Origin of the sequence: Rubrivivax sp. A210 (assembly GCF_904426505.1) — a bacterium.
In the GTDB taxonomy this organism is placed as follows: Bacteria; Pseudomonadota; Gammaproteobacteria; order Burkholderiales; family Burkholderiaceae_C; genus Rubrivivax.
Genome location: NZ_CAJGBN010000071.1, coordinates 23,318 through 49,234, shown reverse-complemented (window position 1 = coordinate 49,234; position 25,917 = coordinate 23,318). Strand labels below are relative to the sequence as shown.

Here is a 25,917-nt window from a genome sequence, read left to right as displayed (position 1 = left end):
CCACGGACTTGATCCGCCTCATGCGCGGCAGGGCCAGGCTTTGCCGGCCTGCCCCGGGCCGCGTTCGCGCGTCGAACTCGGCCTCGGGCCCCGGGCTTGAATCCTTGTTCACCCTCTGCCCAGCGGAAGCCCGTGCGAAGGCACCGTGACAGCATGCACGGCGCCTTCGCCCAACCGGATGTACCCATGAACCAACGCCGCCTGACCCGCCGCCTGACCCCGATTGCGCTCGCCGCCGCCCTGGCCCTGGGCCCTGGCGGCCTGAACGCCGCCGTGCGCAGCTTCAGCGGCCCGGGCAGCTTCTGGGACGTGGTGGCCAACTGGACCGGCGGCATCGTGCCCGGCGCGGCCGACGACGCGCTGCTGGGGGCCTTCAACACCGAGGTGCGCACCACCTTCACCATCCTGAGCTTCAGCGGCACCGGCACGCTGACGGTCAACGGGGGCACGCTGACCACCAGCGCCGCGTCCACCACCGCGGGCTTCACGCTCAGCGGCGGCGGTACGCTGGCCGGCACCGGCGCGGTGACGATCAGCGGCGCGGGCAGCTGGACCGGCGGCTTCATGAGCGGCACCGGCGTGACCACGTCCACCGGCAGCTTTGCGTTCAGCGGCGCCGGCCTCAAGGACTTGATAGCCGGCCGCACCCTGGCCACCGCGGGCACCACCACCTGGACCAATACCGCCGCCGACAACGGCCGCATCCGCACCGGCAACGGGGCCACCATCAACAACAGCGGCAGCTGGGACGACCAGCAGGCCTTCAGCAGCGCCATCTCGCCCGATTTCAGCGGCACGGCCAACTTCAACAACAGCGGCAGCTACACCAAGAGCGGCGCCGGCACCACCACCATCAGCATCGCGTTCAACAACACCAGCAGCGGCGCCGGCACCGGCGTGGTGGCAGTCAATGCAGGCGGCCTGCGCCTGCTGGGCGGGGGCAGCAGCAGCGGCAGCTTTGCCGCGCTGGCCGGCACCACGCTGGCCTTTGGCGGGGGCGCCACGCTGCTGGCGGCGTCCAGCATCAACAGCGCGGGCACGGTCGAGTTCGCCGGCTCGGGCAACAACACCGTCGCCGGCAGCTACAGCGCCACCACGTCCAGCGTGTTCAGCGGCGGCACCACCACTTTCACCGGCAACGTCGGCAACGTCGGCAACCTGGTCGCCAACGGCGGCGCGGCCGTCTTCAACAACGCGCAGGCGGTGAACAGCGGCAGTGTGACCCTCAGCTCCGGCAGCCTGGCCTTCAACAACACCGGCGGCCTGGCCGCCACCACGCTGGCGCTGAGCGGCGGCACGCTGGCGGGCACGTCCACGGCCAGCTTCAGCGGCAACGGCAGCTGGACCAGCGGCACCATGACCGGCGCCGGCCGCACCCAGGTGGCCGGGGCGATGACGATCAGCGGCGCGTCCTCCAAGGACCTGACCTCCGGCCGCACGCTGGGCACGGCCGGCACCACCACCTGGACCAACACCGCGGCCGACAACGGCCGCATCCGCACCGGCGGCGCGGCGGTCATCGACAACACCGGCAGCTGGCTGGACCAGCAGGCCTTCAACGGGGGCATCGGGCCGGACTTCAGCGGCAGCGCCACCTTCGTCAACAGCGGCAGCTACACCAAGAGCGGCGCCGGCAACACGACGATCAGCATCGCCTTCAACAACAACTCGGCCAGCCCGACCACCGGCGTGGTGGCAGTGCATGCCGGCAGCCTGCGCCTGACCGGCGGCGGCAGCAGCAACGGCAGCTTCACGGGCCTGGCCGGCACCACGCTGGGCCTGGGCGGCGGCCATGCGCTGCTGGCGGCATCCAGCGTCAGCACCGCGGGCACGGTCGACTTCACGGGCGGCAGCAACACCATCGCCGGCAGCTTCAACGCCGGCACCGCCACCCAGTTCAGCGGTGGCACCAGCACCTTCAGCGGCACGGTGTCCGGCGTGGGCTCGACCATCGTCGCCACGGGCGGCACGGGCGTCTTCAACATCACCCAGGCCTTCAGCGTGAGCGCGCTGCAGCTGAGCAGCGGCGGCCTGAGCTTCAACAACACCGGCGGCGTGACCACCGCCACGCTGAGCCTGACCGGCGGCACGCTGGGCGGCACAGCCACCGTCACCGTCAGTGGCGCCACCACCTGGACCAGCGGCACCATGACCGGCAGCGGTCGCACCCAGGCCGACGGCACCCTGGTGATCAGCGGCGCCGCGCTCAAGGACATGACGGATGGCCGCAACCTCGTCGCCGGCGACACCACCTGGACCAACACCGCCGCTGGCAACGGCCGCATCCGCACGGGCGGCACGGCCCTCATCACCAACACCGGCACCTGGGCCGACCAGCAGGCCTTCGACAGCAGCATTTCGCCCGACTTCGGCGGCTCGGGTCGCTTCGACAACCAGGGCGTGTACACCAAGTCGGGCGTGGGCACGACCAGCATGGGGGTCGCCTTCGACAACACCACCACCGGGGCGGGTACCGGCGTGGTCAGCGTGAATGCCGGCACCCTGGCGCTCAATGGGGGTGGCAGCAGCGACGGCCGCTTCCAGGGAACCGGCACGTTGGTCTTCGGCAGCGGCGTGTACAACCTGCTGACCGGCTCGAGCGTGGTCAACCCCAACGTGCAGTTCAGCGGCGGCACCACCAACGTGGGTGGCAGCTACAGCGTGGCCGGCACCACCACGGTCAATGGGGGCACGGCCAACTTCACCGGCACGGTGGCCGGCAGCGGTGGCAGCCTCATCCTGAGCAGCGGCACCGCCAACTTCAACAACCTGGCCGGCGTGAGCGTGGCCACGCTGGCCTTGTCCGGCGGCACCCTCAGCGGTACGCAGGATCTGGCCGTCAGCGGCGCCACCACCTGGACCAACGGCACCATGACCGGCACCGGCCGCACCTTGGCCAATGGCACCCTGGTGATCAGCGGCGCCGCCTTGAAGGACATGACCGGAGGCCGCCGCCTGGTGGCCGGCAATACCACCTGGACCAACACCGCCGCCGGCAACGGCCGCATCCGCACTGGCGGCACGGCCCTCATCACCAACACCGGCACCTGGGCCGACCAGCAGGCCTTCGACAGCAGCATCTCGCCCGACTTCGGCGGCACGGCGCGCTTCGACAACCAGGGCGTCTACAACAAGACCGGCGCCGGCACGACGACGATCAGCGTCGCCTTCGACAACACCCGCTCCGGCGCCGGCACGGGTGTTGTCAACGTCAACGCCGGCACGCTGTCGCTGGGGGGTGGCGGCAGCAGCAACGGCAGCTTCCAGGGCCCGGGCCTGCTGGTCTTCAGCGGGGGTGTCCACGACCTGCTGGCTGCTTCCAGCGTGACCAACCCCAACGTGCAGTTCAGCGGTGGCACCACCCACATGGGCGGCAGCTACAACGTGTCCGGCACCACCACCGTCAACGGCGGCACCGCCAACTTCATCGGCACGGTGGCCAACAGCGGCGGCAACCTGGTGGTGAGCAGCGGCACGGTCAACTACAGCAACCTGGCCGGCGTGACGGTGAGCGCCCTGACGCTGTCGGGGGGCACGGTCGGCGGCACGCAGGCGCTCACGGTATCGGGCAACACCGGCTGGACCAGCGGCACCATGACCGGCACCGGCAGCACCACGCTGCAGGGCGCGTTGAGCCTGAGTGGCGCCATCCAGAAAGACCTCACCGGCGGCCGCGTGCTCAACACCCAGAGCACCACCACCTGGACCAACACGGCCGTCAGCAACGGACGCATCCGCACTGGCGGCGGCGCGGTCATCAACAACAGCGGCAGCTGGCTCGACCAGCAGGCCTTCAACGGCCAGATCTCGCCCGACTTCGGCGGCATCTCCACCTTCAACAACACGGGCAGCTACACCAAGTCGGGCGCCGCCACCACCGACATGGCCGTGGCCTTCGTCAATGGCAATGCCACGCCGGGCACGGGCTTGGTCAACCTGAACGCCGGCACGCTGCAGCTCAGCGCCGGCGGCAGCAGCCTGGGCACGTTCAACGTCGCCGACGGCACGACGCTGGACTTCACCTCCGGCACCTACACCCTGGGCGGCACGGTGGCCAGCGGCGCCGACGGCCGCGTGCGGGTAAGCGGCGGCACGGTCAACACATCGGGCGTCAAGAGCTTCGCCGGCCTGCTGGAACTGGGCAGCGGCACGCTCAACGTGAACGCCGATGCCAGCGCGGCGCGCTACTCGCAGTCCACGTTCGGCACCCTGGGCGGCACCGGCAACCTGGCGATCAGCGGCAGCGCGGTCTGGACGGTCGGCACCATGACCGGCCCGGGCAGCACCACCAGCAACGGCACGCTGACGCTCAGTGGCGCCGGCCTGAAAGACCTCACGGCCGGCCGCACGCTCAACACCGCGGGCACCACCACCTGGACCAACACTGCCAACGCCAACGGTCGCATCCGCACCGGGGGTGCGGCAGTCATCAACAACAGCGGCAGCTGGCTCGACCAGCAGGCCTTCAACGGCCAGATCTCGCCCGACTTCGGCGCCGGCGGCAGCTTCAACAACACGGGCAGCTACACCAAGTCCGGCGCCGCCACCACCGACCTGGCGGTGGCCTTCGTCAACGGCAATGCCACGCCGGGCACGGGCGTGGTCAACCTGAACGCCGGCACGCTGCAGCTCAGCGGCGGTGGCAGCAGCCTGGGTACCTTCAACGTGGTCGACGGCACGACGCTGGCCTTCAGCGGCGGCACCTACACCCTGGGCGGCACGGTGGCCAGCGGCGCCAACGGGCGTGTGCTGGTGAGCGGCGGCGTCGTCAATACCCAAGGCAGCAAGAGCTTCGCCGGCCTGCTGGAGCTGAGCGGGGGCACGCTCAACGTCAATGCCGCCGCCAGCGCGGCAAGCTACCTGCAGTCCGTATCCAGCACCCTGGGCGGCACCGGAAACCTGACTCTCAGCGGCAGTGCGGTCTGGACGGCCGGCACCATGACCGGCCCGGGCAGCACCACCAGCAGCGGCACGCTGGCGCTCAGCGGCGCCGGCCTGAAGGACCTCACCGCCGGGCGCACGCTCAACACCGCGGGCACCACCACCTGGACCAACACCGCCAACAGCAATGGCCGCCTGCGCACCGGCGGCGCGGTCGCCATCAACAACAGCGGCGATTGGCTCGACCAGCAGGCCTTCAACGGCTCGATCACGCCCGACCTTGGCGCCGGCGGCAGCTTCAACAACAGCGGCAGTTATGCCAAGACCGGCACGGGTACCACGGACATCTCCGTTGCCTTCAGCAACCCGGGCCGCCTGAGCGTGAGCGCGGGCCAGATCAACCTGACCGGGGGTCTGAGCAACTTTGCCGGCAGCACGCTCACCGGCGGCACCTTCGAGGTCATCGGCAACAGCACGCTGCGCATCACCGGCGCCAACATCGTCACCAACGCCGCCACGCTGCTGCTGGACGGCGCCGGCTCGGCCCTGCTCAACGCCACCAGCAACGCCAACGCACTGGCCGGCTTCAACACCAACACCGCGGCCGGCAGCTTCAGCATCCGCAACGGGCGCAACTTCACGTCGGCCGGCGCCTTCGGCAACGCCGGCATCGTCAGCGTTGGCGCGGCCAGCACCTTCACGGCCGGCAGCGCGTTCACCAATCAGGTCACGGCGCAGCTGCAACTGGCCGGTGGCAGCTTTGCCGGCCCCAGCCTGGCCAATGCCGGGGTGACCAGCGGCTTCGGCAGCGTGGCCCCGGTGGTGTCCAACTCGGGCACGGTGCGCGCCAATGGCGGCATGCTGACGCTGGCCGGCGGCGTGCTGGGCGCCACCGGCACGGTGCAGGTGGACGCCGGTGCCACCATGTCCCTGGGTGCCGGCAGTAGCGCGCGCAACCTGGTCCACAACGGCACGCAGCTGGCGCTGGGCGCCAGCAACATCACCGTCTTCAACGACTACGACAACGCCAGCTTCGGCGTGGGCAACGCCTTCGACCGCCGCGCGGGCGTCAGCGGCAGCGGCCAGATCCTGGCTTCAGGCACGGCGCAGCAGACGCTGAACGGCGCGCTCGTCAGCGGCGGCGACACGGCCAGTGCCACGCTCACCCTGCCCAACATCCGCGTGGGCCTGGGCGGCCTGACCACCAGCTTCACCATCAACAACGTGGGCCTGGGCGGCCCGTTGCTGCGCGGCGCGCTGGTCACCACGGGCATCAGCAACCCGGGACTCACGGGCAGCGGGGTCACGGCGCAGAACTGGGGCGCGGTGAGCCAGTTCGGCCCCGGCCAGACCTTCAGCGTCCACTTCGACCCCAGCGTCGGCCAGGCGCTGGCCGGCCAGGTGCTGCAGGTGGTGAACAACTTCGACAATGTGGCCGGGCAGACGCTGGCCATCACCGGCCAGGCCTTCAACCTGGCCAGTGCGTCGGCCGCGACGCCGAGCCCGGTGGTGTTGGCCAACCAGCGCGTGGGTGGCACGGCCACGCAGGCGTTGACGATCAGCAACACCGCCGCGGCCGACGGCTTCAGCGAAGGGCTGAACGCCAGCATCGCCGCCAGCGGCGCGGCCACGGCCGGGGGCTCGTTCAGCGTGCTGGCCGCGGGCGCCAGCAGCAACGCGCTGTTCGTGGGCGTGGATACGTCCACGGCCGGCGCCAAGAGCGGCGTGGCCAGCATCAGCCTGGCCAGCGATGGCACCGGCACCAGCGGCTTCGGCGCGCTGGGCATCGCCGGGCAGGCGGTCAACGTCAGCGGCAACGTCTTCCGCCTGGCCCAGGCCAATGGGGCCACGCCCAACCCGGTGTTCATCGTCAACCAGCGCGTGGGTGACAGTGCCACGCAGGCACTGAGCATCACCAACACGGCGGCCGCCGACGGTTTCTCGGAGCGGCTGAACGCCAGCATCGTCGGCAATGGCAACGTCGTCGCCAGCGGTTCCTTCAGCCTGCTGGCCGCCGGCGCCACCGACAACACCTCGCTGCTCGTGAGTCTGGACACCCGCAGCGCCGGCGCCCGCGGCGGCACGGCCACACTGACGCTGGTCAGCGATGGCACCGGCACCAGCGGCCTGGGCGTGCAGGGCCTGGGCACGCAGACCGTCACCGTGAACGGTGGCGTCTACCGCCTGGCCACTGCATCGCCGGCGGCTCCCAACCCGGTGCTGCTGGCCAACCAGCGCATCGGCGGCACGCTGACGCAGGTGCTCACGCTGAGCAATACCGCACTGGCCGACGGCTTCAGTGAAGGACTGAATGCCAGCATCGCGGCTGGCGGCGCGGCCACGGCCGGCGGCTCGTTCAGCGTGCTGGCGGCGGGCGCCAGCAGCAGCGCGCTCTTTGTCGGCCTCGACACCAGCAGCGCTGGCGCCAAGAGCGGTACGGCGACCATCACGCTGGCCAGCGATGGCACCGGCACCAGCGGTTTCGGCGCGCTGGGCATGGCATCGCAGACGGTCAACGTCAGCGGCAATGTCTTCCGGCTGGCCAACCCGGTCGTCGACACCAGCCCGGTGACGCTGGTCGCGCGTGTCGGCGACACGGCGCCCTCGCGCACCGTGGCCGTCAGCAACGCCGGCGCCGACGCCTTCACAGAAAGGCTGGATGCGGGCTGGGCCTCGGCGCCGGCGGCGTTCAGCGGCCAGGGCGCCGTGGTCGGTCTTGTCAATGGGCAGAGCAGCTCGGCACTCGCGATCAGCCTGAACACCGCCAGCGCGGGCAGCTTCGCCGGCACGGCCCAGGTGGCGCTGGTGTCCAGCGGCGCCGGCACCACCGGCGCGGCCGATGCCGCCCTCGGCAGCGCCGGCGTGGCCGTGACCGGGCGGGTCTACGCACCAGCCGTGGCCCGCGTTGACACGCCAGCGCTCGACTTCGGCATCGTGCGCGTCGGCGATGTGGTGGCGGCCCGCAGCGTCACGGTCTCCAACACCGCGACCGGCACGCTCGCCGACACGCTGAGCGCCACCCTGGGTGGCGCGCCGGCCCCCTTCAGCGCCGGCGGCTCGCTGGCCGGCCTGGTGGCTGGCGGCAGCCATGCGGCAGCGCTGACGGTGCAGCTCGACACGCGCAGCGCCGGCGTCTTCAGCGGCAGCGCCGACCTGGCCTTCACGAGCCAGAACCCCGAGCTGGCCGACCTGGCGCTGGCTTCGGGCCGCATCACGCTGTCGGCCCAGGTCAACCACCTGGCCGAGGTGGCGCTGGCCAAGGCGGGCGGCGCCGGTGCCTTCAGCGGCGGTGGCCTCAGCTACACGCTGGACTTCGGCACCCTGGTCCTGGGCGCTGGCCCGCGCAGCGCGTCGCTGACGCTGAGCAACGCCGCCTTCGGCCCGGCCGACGCGCTGGCCGGCAGCTGGGACGTGTCTGCCGTCGGCGCCGGCGACGCCTTCTCGCTGGCCGGCTTTGGCAGCTTCAGCGGCCTGGCCGCCGGCAGTTCGCTGTCAGGGCTGACGCTGAGCTTTGCCGGCGCAACGGCAGGCAGCTTCGACCGCGTGCTGATGCTGCAGGGCCTGAGCACCAACGGCAGCGGCCCCGACCTGGCCCTCGGCCGGGTCGAGCTGCACCTGGTGGGCAGCGTGGCGGCGGTGCCGGAACCCGGCACCTGGCTGCTGATGGCGGGCGGCCTGCTGGCCCTGGCCGGCAAGGCCCGGCGCGGCGCCCGGGCGAACGCCCCGGTGGCCGCCGGCTGATCGCGCCCGGCCCGTCGCCGGGGTGCTCATACGGATTTGCATTCGACCGGATAACTAGGCGGGGAGCCGAAGACAGTGCGCCAGCACGGCGAGGCGACCCAACGACGTTAGGCGGTTGAAGGCGAATCCGTATCAGTCGGCCTTGAGCCGCTTGATCATCGCGGCGCCAGTGAGCAGCTCGAGCTGGGCCTCGAGCCGGATCACGCGGCCGGTGAGATCCTCGATCTTCAGCTGCTGGGCCTTCATGGCCTCGGCCTGGCGCTCGACGCGGTCTTCGAGCTTGATCATCGAGGTCAGCGCGGCCCAGACCTTGTCGGTGACGCCCATCAGGCGGCCTTGCGCGGGGCAGGGTGCGCCGCCTGCGCCTCCATCGCCGCGATGCGCCGGTTGCTGGCGGCGATGAAATCGAGGGCGTCGTCGATGGCGGCGCCGGCCTTGTCAGCGGCCGACTTGGCAGCATCGGCCAGCGCCGCCAGTTCGGCCTCGGACTCGTCGGCCTGGTAGGCAAAGGCGCCGCGGCGCATCAGCTCGGACAGTGGCAGATCGAGCCGGCGCGCCTTTTCGGCGAAGGCCTGTTTGTCCTGCAAGGTGGCCTGGACGACGATTCGCTCGACTGCGGCCATGGCAGGCCTCCCGGAATGATCATGGACATGGACAGTGTATGTACATGCCTGCGGACGGTCAAGGCGACGGTCAGGGTGGGGTGGGCGCCGCCGCCGCGATCTTGGCCGCCATCGCGTCGCGCAAGGCCTTGAGGCGGGCGCGCGGGTCTTCCTTGCTGCGGGCCTCGTCGAGCTTCATTTCCTGGATGAAGCGGCTGGGCACGCCCATCACGGTGTCGCGGCCCTTCTTGCGCCGCTTGAGCGTGCTCACCGCCAAGGTGTTGCGGGCGCGCGTGATGCCCACATACATCAGGCGGCGCTCTTCTTCCAGGCGCTCGGGGGTGAACTCGCTGTTCTTGTCCTCGCTGCCGCTGCGGAACGGCAGCAGGCCCTCGTTGACGCCGGCGAGGATGACGTGCGGCCACTCCAGTCCCTTGGCCGCGTGCAGGGTGGATAGCGTCACCACGTCCTGATCGTCGCCGCGCTCGGCCAGGCTGATGATGACGCTGATGCTCTGCGCCACCTGCAGCACGCTCTGGCGCTCGCTCTCGAAGGCGGCGCCGCCCTCCTGCGTGATCTCGCCGCCGCAGCGGCGTGCGATCCAGTCGACGAAGTCCAGCACATTGGCCCAGCGCGCGGCGGCCAGCTTCTCGCTGTCCTCACCGTCGTACAGGTGCTGCTCGTAGGCTATGTCCTTGAGCCAGCCCAGCAGCAGGGCCTTGGCCTCCTCGCCACCGCTGGCGTGGCGTGCGCGCTGCTCCAGCTCGTTGAGCTCGCGGCCGAACTGCTGCAACGCATCCAGCATCTTGCCCTTGAGCACGCTGCCGAGGCTGGGCGAGAACAGGGCCTCGAAGAGGCTCACCTTCCAGGTGGACGCAAACTCGCCCAGCGTCGCCAGCGTCTGATGGCCGATGCCGCGCTTGGGCGTGGTCACGGCGCGCAGGAAGGCGGGGTCGTCGTCGGCGTTCACCAGCAGGCGCAGCCAGGCGCACAAGTCCTTGATCTCGGCGCGGTCGAAGTAGCTCTGCCCGCCCGACACCTTGTAGGGGATCTGCGCCGCGCGCAGTTTCTGCTCGAAGACCTTGGCCTGGTGGTTGGCGCGGTAGAGCACGGCGAAATCGCGGAACTGCAGCGCGCCGCCGCTCGCGGAGCCGCCGCCGCGCAGCGCCTGGATGCGCGCCACCGCGCGCTCGGCCTCGTGCTCCTCGCCGTCGCACTCGATCACGCGCACTGGCTCGCCGTCGCCCAGGTTGCTCCAGAGCTTCTTCTCGTAGATCTTGGGGTTGGCCGCGATCACCGCATTGGCCGCGCGCAGGATGTGGCCGGTGCTGCGGTAGTTCTGTTCCAGCGCAATCACCTCGAGCTGCGGAAACTCCTGCGGCAGGCGCTTGAGGTTGTCGATGGTGGCGCCGCGCCAGCCGTAGATGCTCTGGTCGTCGTCGCCCACCGCGGTGAAGAGGGCGCGCTCACCCACCAGGGCCTTGAGCAGTTCGTACTGCACCGCATTGGTGTCCTGGTATTCGTCGACCAGGATGTGCTGGAACTGCGCCTGCCACCGGGCGCGCGCCTCGGCATCGCGCTGCAGCAGCACCAGGGGCAGCTTGATGAGGTCGTCGAAGTCCACCGCCTGGAAGGCCTGCAGCCGCTCCTGCACCAGGCGCATCACGCGCGCCGCGACGCGCTCGTCGTCGTTCTGGGCCGCGGCCTCGGCAGCGTCGGCGTCCAGGCCCTGGTTCTTCCACAGGCTGATGGTCCACTGCCAGCGCCGCGCCAGCGCGTTGTCGCTGCAGCTGCCGGCCTCGCGGATCACGCCCAGCACGTCGTCGCTGTCGAGGATGCTGAAGTTGGGCTTGAGGCCGACGCTGGGCCCGTCGGCGCGCAGCATGCGCACGCCCAGGCTGTGGAAGGTGCTGATGGCCAGATCCTTGGCGGCGCGCGGTCCCACCAGGGCACGGGCGCGCTCGCGCATCTCGGCCGCGGCCTTGTTGGTGAACGTGATGGCGGCGATGTTCTTGGCCGCCAGGCCGGCCTGCAGCAGGCGCTGGACCTTGTGTACGATGACCCGCGTCTTGCCCGATCCGGCGCCGGCCAGCACCAGGCAGGGGCCTTGCAGATGCTGCACGGCCCGCATCTGGGCGTCGTTCAGCGAGACGGGGACCGGGGCATTCATGGGGGACCGGGATCATAGCGGCCGGGTCTCGGCACAAGGCGGCCCTGTCCTACATGCGCGCCGGCCTGCCGGCCCCATGATCCGAGGGTCACGACAGGTGGCGCCGGAACCCCCATGCTCATCGAAATCGGCTACGACATCGAACTCGCGCTCAGCGCGCCCACCGCACTGATCTTTCTGCTGCGCGTCCACCCCAGCCGCGAGCACGACCTGCAGGCGCCCGAGAGCCTCGGCGTCCATCCCTTCCTGCCCACGACGCAGTACATCGACGCCTACGGCAACCGCTGCGGCCGCATCCAGGTGCCGGCCGGCGTGAGCACCGTGCGCCTGAGCAACCACGCCCGCATCTACGACAGCGGCCTGGCCGACCCGGTCTATGCCGACGCCTACCAGCATGCGCCGCAGGAACTGCCCACCGAGGTGCTGCACTACCTGCTGCCCAGCCGTTATTGCGAGGTCGACAGCGAACTGCTGCCCTTTGCCTGGGCTCAATTCGGCCACGCGCCGCTGGGCTGGGCGCGGGTGCAGGCGGTGTGCAGCTATGTACACCAGCGCATCCGCTTCGACTATGCCCAGGCGCGCGCCAACCGCAGCGCGCTGCAGGGCTTTCACGAGCAGACCGGCGTCTGCCGCGACTTCGCCCACCTGGCCATCACGCTGTGCCGCTGCCTCAACATCCCGGCGCGCTATTGCACCGGCTACCTGGGCGACATCGGCATCCCGCCGGTGCCGTCACCGATGGACTTCAGCGCCTGGTTCGAGGTCTACCTGGGCGGCCAGTGGGTCACCTTCGACGCCCGCCACAACAAGCCCCGCATCGGCCGTGTGCTGATGGCCCAGGGCCGCGACGCCGGCGACGTGCCCATCACCATGACCTTCGGGCCCAATACGCTCAACCGCTTTGCGGTGGTGACTGACCAGGTGCATTGAGGCTCATCAGCCCAGCACCGGCGCCAGCAGCCGCCGCGCCGCCGCCTCGTCCAGCCCCTGGCGCGCCGCCCAGTCGGCGAGCTGGTCGACGCCGATGCGGCCGACGTTGAAGTAGCGCGCCTCGGGGTGGGCCAGGTAGAAGCCGCTGACGCTGGCCGCCGGGGTCATGGCCAGGCTTTCGGTCAGGCCCATGCCGATCTCCTCGGCCGCCAGCACGCGGAACATGTCGCGCTTGACGCTGTGCTCGGGGCAGGCCGGGTAGCCAGGCGCGGGGCGGATGCCGCGGTACTTCTCGGCGATCAGATCCTCGGCCGCGAGTGCCTCGTCGGGCGCATAGCCCCACAGCTCGGTGCGCACGCGCTGGTGCAGGCGTTCGGCCAGGGCCTCGGCCAGTCGGTCGGCCAGGGCCTTGAGCATGATGGCGCTGTAGTCGTCGTGATCGGCCAGAAACTGGGCTTCCTTCTTCTCGACGCCCAGGCCGGCGGTGACGGCGAAGAGGCCGACGTGGTCGGGCTTTCCACCTTGGTCGGCCCGCGGTGCGATGAAGTCGGCCAGGCTGCGGTTGGGACGCTTCTCGCCATCCACCACCGGGCGCTCGCTCTGCAGGCGCAGCGGCTGCCAGCGCAGCGCCACGGTGCTGCGCGACTCGTCGGTGTAGACCTCGATGCAGTCGTCGTCCACCGTGTTGGCGGGCAGCAGCGCCAGCACGCCGGCGGCCTGCAGCCAGCGGCCTTCGATGGCGCGTTTCAGCAGGCGCTGTCCGTCGCTGTAGACGCGCTGGGCCTCGGCGCCCACCACCTCGTCGCTCAGGATCTCGGGGTAGCGCCCGGCCAGGTCCCAGGTCTGGAAGAAGGGGCCCCAGTCGATGCAGGTGGCCAGCTCGGCCAGGTCGTAGTTCTTGAACACGCGCCGGCCGATGAACTTGGGCGCCGGCGGCGCGTAGGCGGCCCAGTCGACGACATGCTTGTTGGCGCGAGCCGCCGCCAGGCTGACCAGGGGCGTGGCCTTCTTGCCGGCGTGCAGCTCGCGCACATGCTGGTAATCGGCGCGCAGCTCGGCGATGTAGGCGGCAGCGCGCTCATCGCTCAGCAGCTCGGCGCAGACGCCCACGCTGCGCGAGGCGTCGGGCACGTAGACCACCGGGCCCTCGTAATGGGGCGCGATCTTCACCGCGGTGTGGACGCGGCTGCAGGTGGCGCCGCCGATCAGCAGCGGCGTGCCGCGTGTGCGGAACCAGTCGTCGCGCTGCATCTCGCCGGCCACATGCTGCATCTCTTCCAGGCTGGGCGTGATCAGGCCCGACAGGCCGATGATGTCGGCGCCCTCGGCCTTGGCCTTGGCGAGGATGTCCTGGCAGGGGACCATCACGCCCATGTTGACGACCTCGAAGTTGTTGCACTGCAAGACCACGGTGACGATGTTCTTGCCGATGTCATGCACATCGCCCTTCACGGTGGCGATGACGATCTTGCCCTTGGCTTTGGCCTCGCCGCCGCCGGCGATGAGCTGCTTCTTCTCTTCCTCGATGTAGGGCAGCAGGTGCGCCACCGCGGTCTTCATCACGCGTGCGCTCTTCACCACCTGGGGCAGGAACATCTTGCCCTGGCCGAAGAGGTCGCCGACGATGTTCATGCCGGCCATCAGCGGGCCTTCGATCACATGCAGCGGCCGGCCGCCCCTGGCCTGGATGGCCTGCCAGGCTTCTTCGGTGTCCTGCGTGATGAACTCGGTGATGCCGTGGACCAGCGCGTGCGAGAGGCGGGCGTTGACGTCGCCGGCGCGCCAGGCCAGCTTGGCGCTGTCGTCGCGGGCCAGGCCCTTGGCGGTCTCGGCGATCTCGACCAGGCGCTCACCGGCATCGGGCCGCCGGTTCAGCACCACGTCTTCCACGCGCTCGCGCAGCACCGGCTCGAGGTCGTCGTATACGCCCACCATGCCGGCATTGACGATGCCCATGTCCAGGCCGGCCTGGATGGCGTGGTACAGGAAGACGGTGTGGATGGCCTCGCGCACCGGGTCGTTGCCGCGGAAGCTGAAGCTCACGTTGGAGACGCCGCCGCTGACCCGCGCGCCGGGCAGGTGGGCCTTGATCCAGCGCGTGGCCGCTATGAAGTCGACCGCGTAGTTGTCGTGCTCCTCGATGCCGGTCGCGATGGCGAAGATATTGGGGTCGAAGATGATGTCTTCGGCCGGAAATCCGACCTCGTCCACCAGGATGCGGTAGGCGCGCTCGCAGATGCTGATCTTGCGCTGGTAGGTGTCGGCCTGGCCCTGCTCGTCGAAGGCCATCACCACGGTGGCGGCGCCGTAGCGGCGCACCAGCGTGGCCTGGCGCTTGAACTCGGCCTCGCCTTCCTTGAGGCTGATGCTGTTGACGATGCCCTTGCCCTGGATGCACTTGAGGCCGGCCTCGATCACGCTCCACTTGCTGCTGTCCACCATGAGGGGCACGCGGGCGATCTCGGGCTCGCCGGCAACGAGCTTGAGGAAGCGCTCCATCGCCGCGGCGCTGTCCAGCATGGCCTCGTCCATGTTGACGTCGATGACCTGGGCGCCGTTCTCGACCTGCTGTCGCGCCACCGAGAGTGCATCCTCGAAGCGGCCTTCGAGAATCATCTTGGCGAAGGCGCGTGACCCGGTGACATTGGTGCGCTCGCCGATGTTGACGAAGAGCGCGCCGGCGTCCAGCGTCACCGGCTCGAGGCCGGAAAGCCGCAGCGGCGGCGGACGGTGTGCGGTGGGGGCGGCGGAAGCAGCGGCGGTGGTCATGCGGTCACCCAGGTCACGTGTGGAGTGGGTGAGCGCCGTTGCGGTGGGAGGCGGCTGGCCTCGAACGCCCCGAGCCTGGCGGCATGGCTGCCGTTGCAACGCTCCTCGGGAAGGCCCGCATTGTAAGGCGCCGGGTTGGCCGCCCTGTGGCCTAGAAAGGCATCAGCTTGAGGTCGAATACACGCTCGACCAGCCAGGCCGCGGCCACCGCGGCAATCAGCAGCGAGCCCAGGCGCAGCACGCCGATGCGGTAGAAGGCGCCGTGGCGCAGCGTGTAGGCCAGCGGCAGGAAGGCCGCGACGATGACCAGCTGGCCGCATTCGACGCCGACATTGAAGCCCAGCAGCGCCAGCACCAGTGCGCCCTGCGGCAGGCCCAGGTCGCCCAGCACGCTGGCAAAGCCGAAGCCGTGGATGAGGCCGAAGGCGAAGGCCACCATCCAGCGCCCGCGGTGGAAGACCGGCCAGACGTTGTTGAGTGCCGCCAGCACCACCGAGGCGGCGATGGACGATTCGACCCAGCGCGACGGCAGCGACACCAGGCCCAGCGTGGCCAGCGACAACGTGATCGAGTGCGCCAGCGTGAAGGCCGTGACCACGCGCACCACGTCCCAGAAGGCTTGCCTGAAGCGCGTCACGGGCCGCCAGCCCTGGCCGCGCAACGGCCAGTGGCCCACGCCGGGCAGCAGCAGCGCGAGCAGGAAGAGGATGTGGTCGAAACCGATCCAGATATGCCAGACGCCGTCGCGCACGAAGTCCGCCAGCTGTGCCAGGCGGTTGGCCGACTTGAGTTCGAAGCTCTGACGCGGCGCCTGCGGCCCCAGGATGGCCGTGCGGGTGGCGCCCTCCACCGTCAGCGCGAGCAGGCCGCGGTGCTGGGGGTCGAGCTCGGCGAAGAGCGCGTACTCGACGTCCAGTCGGGCGTCACCGCGGGCTGCCACGCAGCCCAGCGCCAGCGGCAGCACGGAGTAGGCGCCGTCGGTGTGGCTGTCGACCTGCTGCGGGCCAACCTGCAGCGCGCAGGGCTGGCCGTCCAGCGTCAGCTTGATGCGCGATGCCGCGTAGCCGGCGATCTCGGCGTGGCGGGCGCGCAGCTCGCCCCAGGTGATGGCGCCGTCGCCGTCGCCGTCCAGGCCGATGGCGAAGTCGAGGTCGCGCAGCGCGATGTCCCAGCGCCCGCTCAGCCGGCCTTCGCTGACCGTGAGCTTGAGATAGCTGTCAGACGGCTTGTGAGCCAGGGCTGCGCCGGCCGTCAGCAACAGGCACCACCACAGTGCGCGCACCAGCCCCCTCACCGTGCGTCTTTCAGCCTGGCCGCCAAAGCCTGCAGCGCCACGCTCTCGAAGCCTGAATCGGCCAGCCACTTCTGCACCGGCGCCGCGGCGGCCGGCTCCTGGGCCGCCAGCGCGGCTTCGAGCAGCACGCGGGCGTCGGCCGCCTCGCGCTGCTCGGCCCAGTTCTGGCGCGCCAGCGCCAGGGCGTCGGCGGTGCGGCCTCCCTGCGACAACAGGAAACGCGCCTCCTCCTTGAGGTGGCTGGTGTCGCCGCGCAGGCGGGCGGCGTCGAAGCGGGCTGCCAGCTCGGCCGCCCAGGCAGCGGCGCCGCGGTCGCCGCTGGCGCGCGCCGCCAGCAGCAGGCGCAACAGCAGCACGTCGGCACGTCCGCGGTCCTTCAGCAGCAGCAGAACCTCGGCGGCACGGCCGCGGTCGAGCAGGAAGTCGGAGTAGGCCGCCAGCAGGTAGACATCGGGTTCGCCGGTGGCCAGGGCGGCGCGAAAGGCGGCTTCGGCGGCGGGGAGGTCGCCCCGCCGCTCGTCGATCTCGGCCAGCCGCGTCCAGGCCCACAGCCGCAGGCCGGCGTCGGCCCCCTCCGACTGCGCCCGGGCGAGGGCCTGCTTCAGCGCCGTCGAGGCGGCGGCGGCGCGGCCGGTGGCGGCGTCAACCTGGGCGCGGCAGGCAGTGCCCACCAGGGGCTCGGCCAGGCGGGCCAGCTGCTCGCAGCTCGTGCGCGCAGCCGCATAGTCGGCCAGCACCATCTGGATCGCGGTCTGCCACGACCAGGCGCGCAGGTTGTCGGGTTCGACGGCCAGGGCCGCGCGCAGATCGGCCAGGGCCGGCTCGAAACGGTGGTCGAACTGCACCACCACGGCGCGCAGCACGCGCACCGCCACCGGCGGATCGGGCAGCCTCCACCAGGGTTGCAGCGCCGCCTGGGCGTAACCCATGTAGCGCGGATCGCCGGTGGCGGCCACCTCGTCCTGGTAGCGCGCGGCCAGGCGCAGCGCGGTGTCGAGGTCATCGGGCTGGGCCCGCCAAGCCTGGCGCAGCGCCAGCAACTCGCGCGAGCGCGGGTCGCTGGCACGGGAGGGCAGGCGCTCCACCACTTCGGCATCCGATGCCGGCGTGTAGGGCGCCGCCAGGGCCGGTGCGCTCAGGGCGGAAATGAGAATCAGCAGCAGGCACAGACGCGGGAGCACCCGGCGATGGTAGCCGCAGCGGCTGTCGCAACGGCCGTGTCAACCGAATCGCGGCGGGCGCGTTGTGGATGGGTCGGTGTCGCTTGGTGAACCTAACCAGAGCATCCCGGCGACTCCAAATCAACCACCTGAGAGAGTATTCCCATGTTCAAGCTCCTGACCTCCCTGATCCTGGCCGCCTTCGCCCTGAGCGCCCAAGCCGGCTCGCACGCCGGTGCCGCCCCGATGAAGGCCGGCGCTTCGGCCCCGGCCGCCGCCGCCAGCGGCGCCAAGAAGGCCGCCGCCAAGCCGGCCGCCAAGAAGGAAGAGAAGAAGGAAGAAGCGAAGAAGTAATTCTTCGTTCCCGAGTCAAGAAGGGCAGGCGCCTCGCGCCTGCCCTTTTTGCTTGTCGGGCCGCATTCAAGCGCTCCGGTCACAATGCTGGCGCGCTTTCTGCTTTTATGTTTGCGGGCGGCAGGTCAGGCCAACCCGCGCCCTGACCCAGGTTCTGCGTCACGAGTCCCGGGCCGTGGACCTTGCGCGCCGCTCGCCTCTTTCCACTTCAAGGGACACCCCGGCATGAGCCACATCCATTTCATCGGCGGCGAAAAAGGCGGCGTGGGCAAATCGCTGCTCGCCCGCGTGCTTGCCCAGCACTTCATCGACCGCCAGCTGCCCTTCGTCGGCTTCGACACCGACCGCTCGCATGGCGCCCTGCTGCGCTACTACGCCGATTTCGCCTCGCCGGTGCCGCTGGATGCCCACGACAGCCTGGACCGTGTGGTCGAGGCCGCCGCCGACCAGCCCACGCGCCGCGTGCTGGTCGACCTGGCCGCCCAGACCCAGGCCGGGTTGGTGCGCTGGCTTGATGACGCCGGCGTGGCCGAGGTCTGTGCCGAGATCGGCGTTGGCCTCAACTACTGGCATGTGATGGACGCCGGCCGCGATTCGGTGGACCTGCTCGCCAGCTGGCTGGACGGTGCCGGCGCTGCGCTGCCCCTGGTGCTGGTGCTCAACGAGGTGCGCGGCGAGAACTTCGGCCTGCTGGCCGAATCGGGCCTGCTTGAGCGCGCTCAGGCGCGCGGCGCGCGCACGCTGCGCCTGCGCAAACTGCCCGATGCGCTGCTGCAGAAGATCGATGGCGCCGGCATCAGCTTCTGGGCCGCCAGCCAGCCGGGCAAGCTGGGCCTGCTCGACCGCCAGCGCCTCAAGGGCTGGCTGCAGCGCACCGGCGCCGAGATCGAGGCCCTGGGCGCTTGATGCCGGCGGGGTCCGGCCCATGAACTAGGGCTTTCTGCGCCGGTGGCGCGGCGCGCATCATGCCGCGCCCCCACCCCACAGAAAGCCCGCCATGGCCACCAAAGCTGTTCCCGCCGCCGCCGCGCCCAAGGCGTTGTCGTTGCACCTCGGCCTCAACGCCGTCAGCGCGGCTGCCTACGGCGGCTGGTCCGGGCCGCTCGCCGCCTGCGAGTTCGACGCCAACGACATGGCGGCCATCGCCGTGTCCAAGGGCATGAAGCCCACCGTGCTGCTCACCAAGAAAGCCACGCGGGCGGCCCTGCTGGCCGGCATGCGCGGCGCGGCCAGGGCCCTGAAGGCAGGCGATCTGTTCTTCCTGAGTTTTTCCGGCCATGGCGGCCAGGTGCCCGACCGCAACGGCGACGAGGCCGACAGGAAGGACGAGACCTGGTGCCTCTACGACGGCCAGCTCATCGATGACGAGCTGTATCTCGAGCTCAGCCGCTTCGCCACCGGCGTGCGCGTGCTGGTGCTGTCCGACAGTTGCCACAGCGGCACCGTCACGCGCGAGCGCACGCCGGCCGCGGCGACGGGCGAGCAGCGCCCCCGGTTGATGCCTGACGCCGTGGCGATGCGCGCCTATGCCCAGAACAAGGCCTTCTATGACGGCCTGCAGGACACGGTGGCCAAGGCCGCCGGCAAGGCCGTGGTCGATCCCGACCAGGCCTTGGCCCAGCTCGGCGTCGTGGGCGCCGCGGCCCAGGCCACGGCCCTGATCGGCCTCTTCAGGCCCTCGATCCTCTTGATCTCCGGTTGCCAGGACAACCAGACCTCGATGGACGGCCAGCACAACGGCGCCTTCACCGAGAAACTGCTGCGCGTGTGGAACAACGGCGCCTTCGCCGGCAGCTACGCCCAGTTCCACGCCCGCATTCGCGCCGCGTTGCCGGCCACGCAGTCGCCCAATCTCTTCACCCTGGGGCCGGCCGCGGCCTTCCTGGCGCAGCGGCCCTTCAGCGTCTAGCGCCTCAGACGGCCGCCAGCCGCGCCCGCGGGTCGTGGCGGGCCAGGCGGGCGAGCAGGTGCTCGACCTCGGCCCGCGCTGCCGCCGTCAGCGCCGGGGCCGGCTGGCGCAGTGCGGCACTGCCCAGCAGGCCGCGGCGCATCAACAGGTACTTGCGCACCGCCAGGCCCACGCCCGGCTGCTGCTCGTAGCGCAGCAGCGGCAGGTGGGCGTCGAAGAGATCGTGGGCCGCCTCGCGCTCGCCGCTGCCGGCCAGGCGCACGACATCGCACAGCATGTCGGGGAAGGCGTAGCCGGTGTTGGCGCCGTCGGCGCCGCGCGCCATCTCGTAATCGAGGAAGAGGCCGTTGTTGCCGCACAAGATGGCGATGTGGCGCATGGCGCCTTCGCGCTCCCAGGCGCGCAGCGTGCTGATTTTCTCCAGCCCCGGCCAGTCCTCGTGCTTGAGCATCACGCACGACGGCAGCTCGGCGACGATGCGGCGGATCACGCCGGGCGTGATCTGCACCGAGAAGGTCAGCGGGTAGTCCTGCAGCACGAAGGGCACGTCGGCGCCGATGGCCTGCACCGCCTGGCGGTAGTAGGTGACGATCTGGTCGTCGGTGCGCAAGGTGTTGGGCGGGGCGATCATCACGCCGGCCGCGCCGGCCGCCATCACCTCCTGCGTCAGCTCGCGCATCGCGGCAAATCCGGGCGCCGAGACGCCGACGATCACCGGCAGCGTGGGCGCGCGGCGGATCATGTGCGTGGCCACCGCCACGCCCTCGGCGTGCGTGAGCTTGGGCGCCTCGCCCAGCTGGCCCAGCACGGTGATGCCGGTGGCGCCGATGGCGAGGTAGAAGTCGACCAGGCGGTCGATGGACGCGTTGTCGATGGCGCCGTCGTCATGGAAGGGCGTCGGCGCAATCGGGTAGACGCCCTGGGCGTCGGCGGTGAGAGGCATCGCTGATCTCATGTCGTCCTGCAGTGCCCGCATTCTGGGGCGGCGCCGACCGGCGGGCGGTCAGGCGTCCAGCGCGAGGGTGGTTTGGCGTTCACCCTCGATGCGGCCCTCGGCATCGAAGCTGCGCTCGACCACCTTCACCGCCAGCTGCATCGGCCGCAGGCGTTCGGCCACCACCACGGTGGAGCAGCGCGTGCCGTAGACGCGGCCGTCGACCGCCATGCGGATGAAGGCCGGCGACAGTGCGCGCTCGCGCTCCAGCGTCACGCCGGTGCGGGGCAGATCGGCGTCGGCGGCGGGTTCGGTGCTCGCCAGCGCCGCAAAGGCGGCGGCAATCAACGCGTCGGCATCGGGCGCTTCGAGTGCGGCGGCCAGGCGTTGCTTGAGTGCCACCACCTTGGGCCAGGGCGTGTCGAGCGCGGCATTCGACAGGCCCCGGATTGCGTGGCCCAGCGCGCGCCGCTGTGGCGGCCGGTTGCCCACCCAGTGGCCGGCGCCGCGGGCCAGATCGAGCGCGATCAGGTTGAAGCCATTGCGCGGCGCGGCGGCAATGGCGTCCAGCCAAGCGTCATCGCCGCCGGCCAGCCATTGCGGCACCAGTTCGCCGCGCGAGGGCGAGGCCGCGTCGTGGCGGCCGGGTTCGCGCACATTGGTCACCAGGGCCAGGCGGCCACGCCGGTTCAGGCCCAGCCAGGTGCCGCCGGCTTCGAGGTCGCGCCCGCCCAGGATTTCTTCGTCAGCGGGTGCCGGCCGCCACCAGGCCAGCGGCGCGCTCGCGCGGCCAAAGAATTCGTCGCGGTTGGATGCCGCGACAAAGGGATGGCGCGCGCTCACCCCCAGGGCCAGGGCCGCCAGGCACATCGGGCGGCCTCAGCGCGCCAGCCGCGGCGTCGCCTGCAGGAACTGCGCGAAACGGTCCTTCCAGAAGCGCGCCAGCGCCGTCGTGCCGTGGCCGCGCGTGTCGGCGCTGGCCGGGATCAGCAGCAGGCTGCCATTGCGCACGCGCTGCAGCTCGCGTTCCATGATGCCCAGCTCGGGCGGGTTGCGCTCGTCGTCGGCGGCATTGATGGCCAGCAGCGCGGCACGGATGCGTGCCAGGCCGGGCGCCGGGTTGTAGTCGCGCGAGGCCTCCCACTGGTAGAGCACGTCATTGGCATCGGCCTTGAAAGGCGCGGCCAGGCGCTCGTCGACGATGCGGTCGGCCTGCTCGCGCGTGGGCGCTGCCTTGTAGAGCGCCTGGTTGCCGCCGTTGGTGGCGAGGGCGAAGAACTGGTTGGCCAGGTTCAGCCCGCGTGGCTGGGTGGTGTACTGGCCGCCGTTCCAGTCGGGATCGCGGCGTATCGATTCGGTGAGCATGCGCCGCAGCATCCAGTTGCGGCCCGACATCTCGGTCGGCTGGGCCGCCATCGGCACCAGGGCGTCCATGAAGTCGGGGTGGTTCACGCCCCACAGCCAGGTGTGCATGCCGCCCATGGAGTTGCCGATTACCAGACGCAGGTGCTTGAGGCCCAGGCCTTCGGTGACAAGGCGGTACTGGGCCTTGACCATGTCCTCGTAGCCATAGCGTGGGAAGCGCGTGCGCAGGCCGTCGCTGGGCTTGGCCGATTTGCCGGTGCCGATGGCGTCGGGCAGGATGATGTAGTGGCGCGCCGCGTCCAGCGGCTGGCCGGGGCCGAAGAGCTCGCCGGCAAAGGCCGGCGTCAGCATCGTCGCGCCCGAGCCGGCCGTGCCGTGCAGCACCAGCACCGGCTCGCCATCGGGGTTGCCGATGGTGGTGTAGTGCAGCTTCAGCTCGGGCATCACCTCGCCGCTGGTGAAGCGGAAGTCGCGTGCGATCCAGTCGCCTTCGCGAGGCGCCGGGTAGTCGGCGGCCTGCGCAGTGCCGGCCAGGGCCAGGGCGGCGATGGCGTGGCGCAGCAGGCGCAGGCAGGGACGCAGGATGGCCATGGCGATGTCTCCTCCAGATTGCTTTTGACCCGGATGCAGGGCGCCCCGGGGCGCCGCATCATCGGGCCGAACCCGGCCAGCGGCAAGGGTGGCCCCCGGGGCGGCGGCCTTGGCGATTCCTCCTTACCATCGCCAGCTCCCGCGGCACGGCCGCGACACCAGGAAGCCTGTCCATGCCCCTGCCCGCCACCCGCTTCACAGCCGCCATCATTGACCTCGACGGCACCATGGTCGACACCGTGGGCGATTTCGAGGTCGCGCTGCGGCTGGCGCTGGCGGACCTGGGCTACCCGCCGGTGGGCCACGACTTCATCGCCCGCACCGTCGGCAAGGGCTCGGAGCACCTGCTGCGCAGCTCGCTGGCCGAGGTCGGTGCGCCGGCCTCTCTTTACGAGGACTCGTGGGCCCGCTACCAGCATCACTACCTGGCCATCAACGGTCAGCATTCGCGCGTCTTCGACGGCGTGGCCGAGGGCCTGCGGGCCTTGCGCGACGCCGGCCTGCGGCTCGCCTGCCTGACCAACAAGCCGACCGCCTTTGCGAGGCCGCTGCTGGCGCTCAAGGGGCTGGACGGGTTTTTCGCCCACGCCTTCGGCGGCGACGCCTTCGCGCGCAAGAAGCCCGATCCGCTGCCGTTGCTGGAAACTTGCAAGGCCCTCGGCTGCGCGCCCGCCAGCACGTTGATGGTGGGCGATTCGAGCAACGACGCCGCAGCCGCACGCGCCGCCGGCTGCGCCGTGGTGCTGGTGAGCTACGGCTACAACCACGGCGAGCCGGTGGCGGCGGCCGGCGCCGACGCGGTCGTTGACCGCCTCGACCAGATCGCGCCGCTACTGGCCCTCGCCTGAACCGCCGGGGCTGGGCGCGGCGCGGCCGAGCAGGGCGTCCTTGAGCAGCCAGTCGGCCGGGCTCGCGCCCAGCCAGATGCGCAGCAGCGCGTTGTAGAACTCGGGCTCCTTCACCGGCTCGCCCTGGGGCTGGCCGTTGACCAGGATCACCGTGCCGGCGCCGGGCAGCCAGTCGACCGAGAAGCTGTCGCCCGCCGCCAGCTTCTTGCGCGCCGAGAAGATCTCCGACATGCGCAGCGTGCCCGGGATCAGGCGGCTGAATTCCTCCTTGGGCGCGTTGTCCTGCAGGCCACGCGTGAACAGGCGCCCCAGTTCGTTGGCGTCGATGGCGCGCAGCATGGTCACATGCAGGCGGCGCGGGCCGGGTGAGGCCAGCACGGCCGCCGGCGTGGACGCTCGCGCGCCCAGGTAGAGGCCGGCGGTATAGACCTTGACGACGAACTTGTAGCGGATGCCGGCGCCATTCAGCAGCAAATCCTTGCCGCCCACCGTCATCGTCGGCGGGTGGCGCACGCCGGCCAGTTCGATCGGCTGCGGCTGTGCCGAGGCCGAGGTGGCGGCCATCAGGGTGGCGAGCAGGAGGATGCGGCTCTTCATCAGCTTCCTTGTTTCAGGCCCACAGACAGGGGGCTAGATCCTTCCCATGGTATCGGCCGTCGATGCACGGGCCTGATAAACTGGAACCGAGCTTTTCCATCTTTCACAAGTGCATTCTCCAGCCTACGCCGCCCGCCGGCCCGGTCCTCGCGACCGGGGAGCCTGGCCCTGGCGTCGCTTGCCCTGACCCCCTGACGTCCGCGCCTGCCAAGGCGCCTTCCGGGCCCCGCGCCCGGCCCCCCGTCCAGACCGTCGCCCGCCGTGGTGGCGGTCGCCGTGTCAGAAGGTAGCCCCGTGATCACTGAACTCGAATTCCAGAGCCTTGCCGCGCAAGGCTACAACCGCATCCCGCTCATCAAGGAGGCCTTCGCCGACCTTGAGACGCCGCTGTCGCTGTACCTCAAGCTGGCCGGCGGCGCGCCCTGCAGCTTCCTGCTCGAATCGGTGGTGGGGGGCGAGCGCTTCGGCCGCTACTCCTTCATCGGCCTGCCGGCGCGCACCCTGCTGCGCGCCAGCGGCTTCAGGAGTGAGGTCGTCACCGACGGGCAGGTGGTCGAGACGCATGACGGCAATCCGCTGGACTTCGTGGCCGCCTACCAGCAGCGCTTCAAGCCGGCGCTGCGCCCGGGCCTGCCGCGTTTCTGCGGTGGCCTGGCGGGCTACTTCGGCTACGACGCGGTGCGATTCATCGAGCCCAAGCTCGCCAAGACCTGGAAGAGCGGCGGCATCGCCACGCCCGACATCCAGTTGCTGCACTGCGAGGAACTGGCCGTCATCGACAACCTCTCGGGGCGCCTGTACCTCATCGTCTGGGCCGACCCGGCGCGGCCCGAGGCCTATTTCAACGGCAAGCGGCGGCTCTCGGAACTGGCCGACAAGCTGCGCTACAGCGTCACCGCACCGCCGGTCAAGCGCGGCCCCAGCTACAGCGTCGAGCGCGAGTTCGACAAGGCCGACTACCTGGCCGCCGTGGCGCGCGGCAAGGAGTACATCGCCGCCGGCGACATGATGCAGGTGCAAATCGGCCAGCGCCTGAAGAAGCGCTACACCGAGAGCCCGCTTTCGCTGTACCGCGCGCTGCGCTCGCTGAATCCTTCGCCTTACATGTATTTCTACGACATGGGCGACTTCCAGATCGTCGGCGCCAGCCCCGAGATCCTGGTGCGGCGCGAGCACACGCCGGCGGGCGACAAGGTCACGATCCGCCCGCTGGCCGGCACGCGCCCGCGCGGCGCCACGCCCGAGGCCGACAAGGCGCTCGAGGCCGAGCTGTCGGCCGACCCGAAAGAGCGCGCCGAGCACCTGATGCTGATCGACCTGGCGCGCAACGACATCGGCCGCATCGCCAAGACCGGCAGCGTCAAGGTCAGCGACGCCTTCGTGATCGAGCGCTATTCGCATGTGATGCACATCGTCAGCAATGTCGAGGGCCTGCTGGAAGATGGCATGAGCAACCTCGACGTGCTGCGCGCCACCTTCCCGGCCGGCACCCTGACCGGCGCGCCCAAGATCCGCGCGATGGAGATCATCGACGAGCTCGAACCCATCAAGCGCGGCATCTACGGCGGCGCCTGCGGCTACCTCAGCTATGCCGGTGACATGGACGTGGCCATCGCCATCCGCACCGGCATCGTCAAGGACAACACCTTGTACGTGCAGGCGGCCGCCGGCATCGTGGCCGATTCGGTGCCCGAGATGGAATGGCGCGAGACCGAGCACAAGGCGCGCGCCCTGATCCGCGCGGCCGAGCTGGTCGAAGAGGGGTTCTGACC

At 70.6% G+C, this 25,917-nt stretch carries 17 protein-coding genes and 1 riboswitch; of the genes, 7 read left to right on the top strand and 10 right to left on the bottom strand.

Going from position 1 to position 25,917, the window contains the following annotated elements:
* Nucleotides 1-186 precede the first annotated feature (186 nt).
* Entirely contained in the window at nt 187-8,622 is an 8,436-nt protein-coding gene (locus JMV16_RS24560) for a choice-of-anchor D domain-containing protein (RefSeq protein WP_201496560.1), read from the top strand.
* 132 nt (nt 8,623-8,754) lie between these two features.
* Here JMV16_RS24560 and JMV16_RS22470 read toward each other — a convergent pair whose 3' ends face one another.
* The 3 genes from JMV16_RS22470 to JMV16_RS22460 all read right to left on the bottom strand — a co-directional run bounded on the left by JMV16_RS22470 (nt 8,755) and on the right by JMV16_RS22460 (nt 11,394).
* Nucleotides 8,755-8,949 carry a hypothetical protein gene (locus tag JMV16_RS22470; protein WP_201496559.1) on the bottom strand — a complete coding sequence of 65 codons (195 nt, stop codon included), beginning with the start codon at nt 8,947-8,949 and terminating at the stop codon, nt 8,755-8,757.
* Nucleotides 8,949-9,245, bottom strand: coding sequence for a hypothetical protein (locus tag JMV16_RS22465; RefSeq protein ID WP_201496558.1), 297 nt, complete (start codon nt 9,243-9,245; stop codon nt 8,949-8,951). Before JMV16_RS22465 ends, JMV16_RS22470 begins: the two co-directional genes overlap by 1 nt.
* 70 nt (nt 9,246-9,315) lie before the next feature.
* The gene (locus JMV16_RS22460; RefSeq protein ID WP_236580661.1) at nt 9,316-11,394 is read right to left on the bottom strand and encodes an ATP-dependent helicase; all 2,079 of its coding nucleotides are present in this window, start codon (nt 11,392-11,394) and stop codon (nt 9,316-9,318) included.
* A 114-nt stretch (nt 11,395-11,508) separates the two neighbouring features.
* Between JMV16_RS22460 and JMV16_RS22455 the strand changes: the two genes are divergently transcribed.
* Nucleotides 11,509-12,324, top strand: a complete 816-nt coding sequence (locus JMV16_RS22455) for a transglutaminase-like domain-containing protein (protein ID WP_201496557.1) — start codon at nt 11,509-11,511, stop codon at nt 12,322-12,324.
* Between the two features lie 6 nt (nt 12,325-12,330).
* Here JMV16_RS22455 and metH read toward each other — a convergent pair whose 3' ends face one another.
* The 3 genes from metH to JMV16_RS22440 all read right to left on the bottom strand — a co-directional run bounded on the left by metH (nt 12,331) and on the right by JMV16_RS22440 (nt 17,568).
* Nucleotides 12,331-15,093 (bottom strand): methionine synthase, encoded by a 2,763-nt coding sequence (gene metH / locus JMV16_RS22450; RefSeq protein WP_201496556.1) that lies wholly within the window; start codon nt 15,091-15,093, stop codon nt 12,331-12,333.
* A 23-nt stretch (nt 15,094-15,116) separates the two neighbouring features.
* Nucleotides 15,117-15,206: riboswitch (S-adenosyl-L-homocysteine riboswitch) on the bottom strand.
* Between the two features lie 38 nt (nt 15,207-15,244).
* Nucleotides 15,245-16,378: a HupE/UreJ family protein gene (locus JMV16_RS22445; protein ID WP_201496697.1), complete on the bottom strand. Its 1,134-nt coding sequence runs from the start codon at nt 16,376-16,378 to the stop codon at nt 15,245-15,247.
* Nucleotides 16,379-16,383: 5 nt separating this feature from the next.
* The gene (locus tag JMV16_RS22440) at nt 16,384-17,568 is read right to left on the bottom strand and encodes a hypothetical protein (protein ID WP_201496555.1); all 1,185 of its coding nucleotides are present in this window, start codon (nt 17,566-17,568) and stop codon (nt 16,384-16,386) included.
* A gap of 144 nt (nt 17,569-17,712) precedes the next feature.
* Here JMV16_RS22440 and JMV16_RS22435 point away from each other — a divergent pair, with 144 nt between their 5' ends.
* From JMV16_RS22435 to JMV16_RS22425, 3 genes are all read left to right on the top strand, one after another.
* A complete protein-coding gene (locus tag JMV16_RS22435; RefSeq protein WP_201496554.1) occupies nt 17,713-17,901 on the top strand; it encodes a hypothetical protein in 189 nt (62 codons plus the stop codon).
* A 225-nt stretch (nt 17,902-18,126) separates the two neighbouring features.
* On the top strand, nt 18,127-18,807 hold the full coding sequence (locus JMV16_RS22430) for a mobilization protein (protein ID WP_201496553.1): 681 nt from the start codon (nt 18,127-18,129) through the stop codon (nt 18,805-18,807).
* A gap of 91 nt (nt 18,808-18,898) precedes the next feature.
* The gene (locus JMV16_RS22425) at nt 18,899-19,810 is read left to right on the top strand and encodes a caspase family protein (RefSeq protein WP_201496552.1); all 912 of its coding nucleotides are present in this window, start codon (nt 18,899-18,901) and stop codon (nt 19,808-19,810) included.
* A 4-nt stretch (nt 19,811-19,814) separates the two neighbouring features.
* On the opposite strand, the gene JMV16_RS22420 is transcribed toward JMV16_RS22425, so the two are convergent.
* From JMV16_RS22420 to JMV16_RS22410, 3 genes are read right to left on the bottom strand one after another with little or no spacing between them, the layout of a single operon-like run.
* Nucleotides 19,815-20,753: a dihydrodipicolinate synthase family protein gene (locus tag JMV16_RS22420; protein ID WP_201496551.1), complete on the bottom strand. Its 939-nt coding sequence runs from the start codon at nt 20,751-20,753 to the stop codon at nt 19,815-19,817.
* 60 nt (nt 20,754-20,813) lie between these two features.
* Nucleotides 20,814-21,614, bottom strand: a complete 801-nt coding sequence (locus tag JMV16_RS22415; protein WP_201496550.1) for an NRDE family protein — start codon at nt 21,612-21,614, stop codon at nt 20,814-20,816.
* Between the two features lie 9 nt (nt 21,615-21,623).
* Entirely contained in the window at nt 21,624-22,700 is a 1,077-nt protein-coding gene (locus tag JMV16_RS22410; protein ID WP_201496549.1) for an alpha/beta fold hydrolase, read from the bottom strand.
* A 173-nt stretch (nt 22,701-22,873) separates the two neighbouring features.
* On the opposite strand from JMV16_RS22410, the gene gph reads away from it, so the two are divergent.
* Entirely contained in the window at nt 22,874-23,548 is a 675-nt protein-coding gene (gene gph, locus JMV16_RS22405) for a phosphoglycolate phosphatase (RefSeq protein ID WP_201496548.1), read from the top strand.
* Here gph and JMV16_RS22400 read toward each other — a convergent pair.
* Entirely contained in the window at nt 23,531-24,145 is a 615-nt protein-coding gene (locus JMV16_RS22400) for a chalcone isomerase family protein (RefSeq protein WP_201496547.1), read from the bottom strand. The genes gph and JMV16_RS22400 overlap by 18 nt on opposite strands.
* A 294-nt stretch (nt 24,146-24,439) precedes the next feature.
* Between JMV16_RS22400 and trpE the strand changes: the two genes are divergently transcribed.
* Complete coding sequence (gene trpE / locus JMV16_RS22395) at nt 24,440-25,915, top strand: anthranilate synthase component I (RefSeq protein WP_201496546.1); 1,476 nt, start codon at nt 24,440-24,442, stop codon at nt 25,913-25,915.
* Nucleotides 25,916-25,917 lie beyond the last annotated feature (2 nt).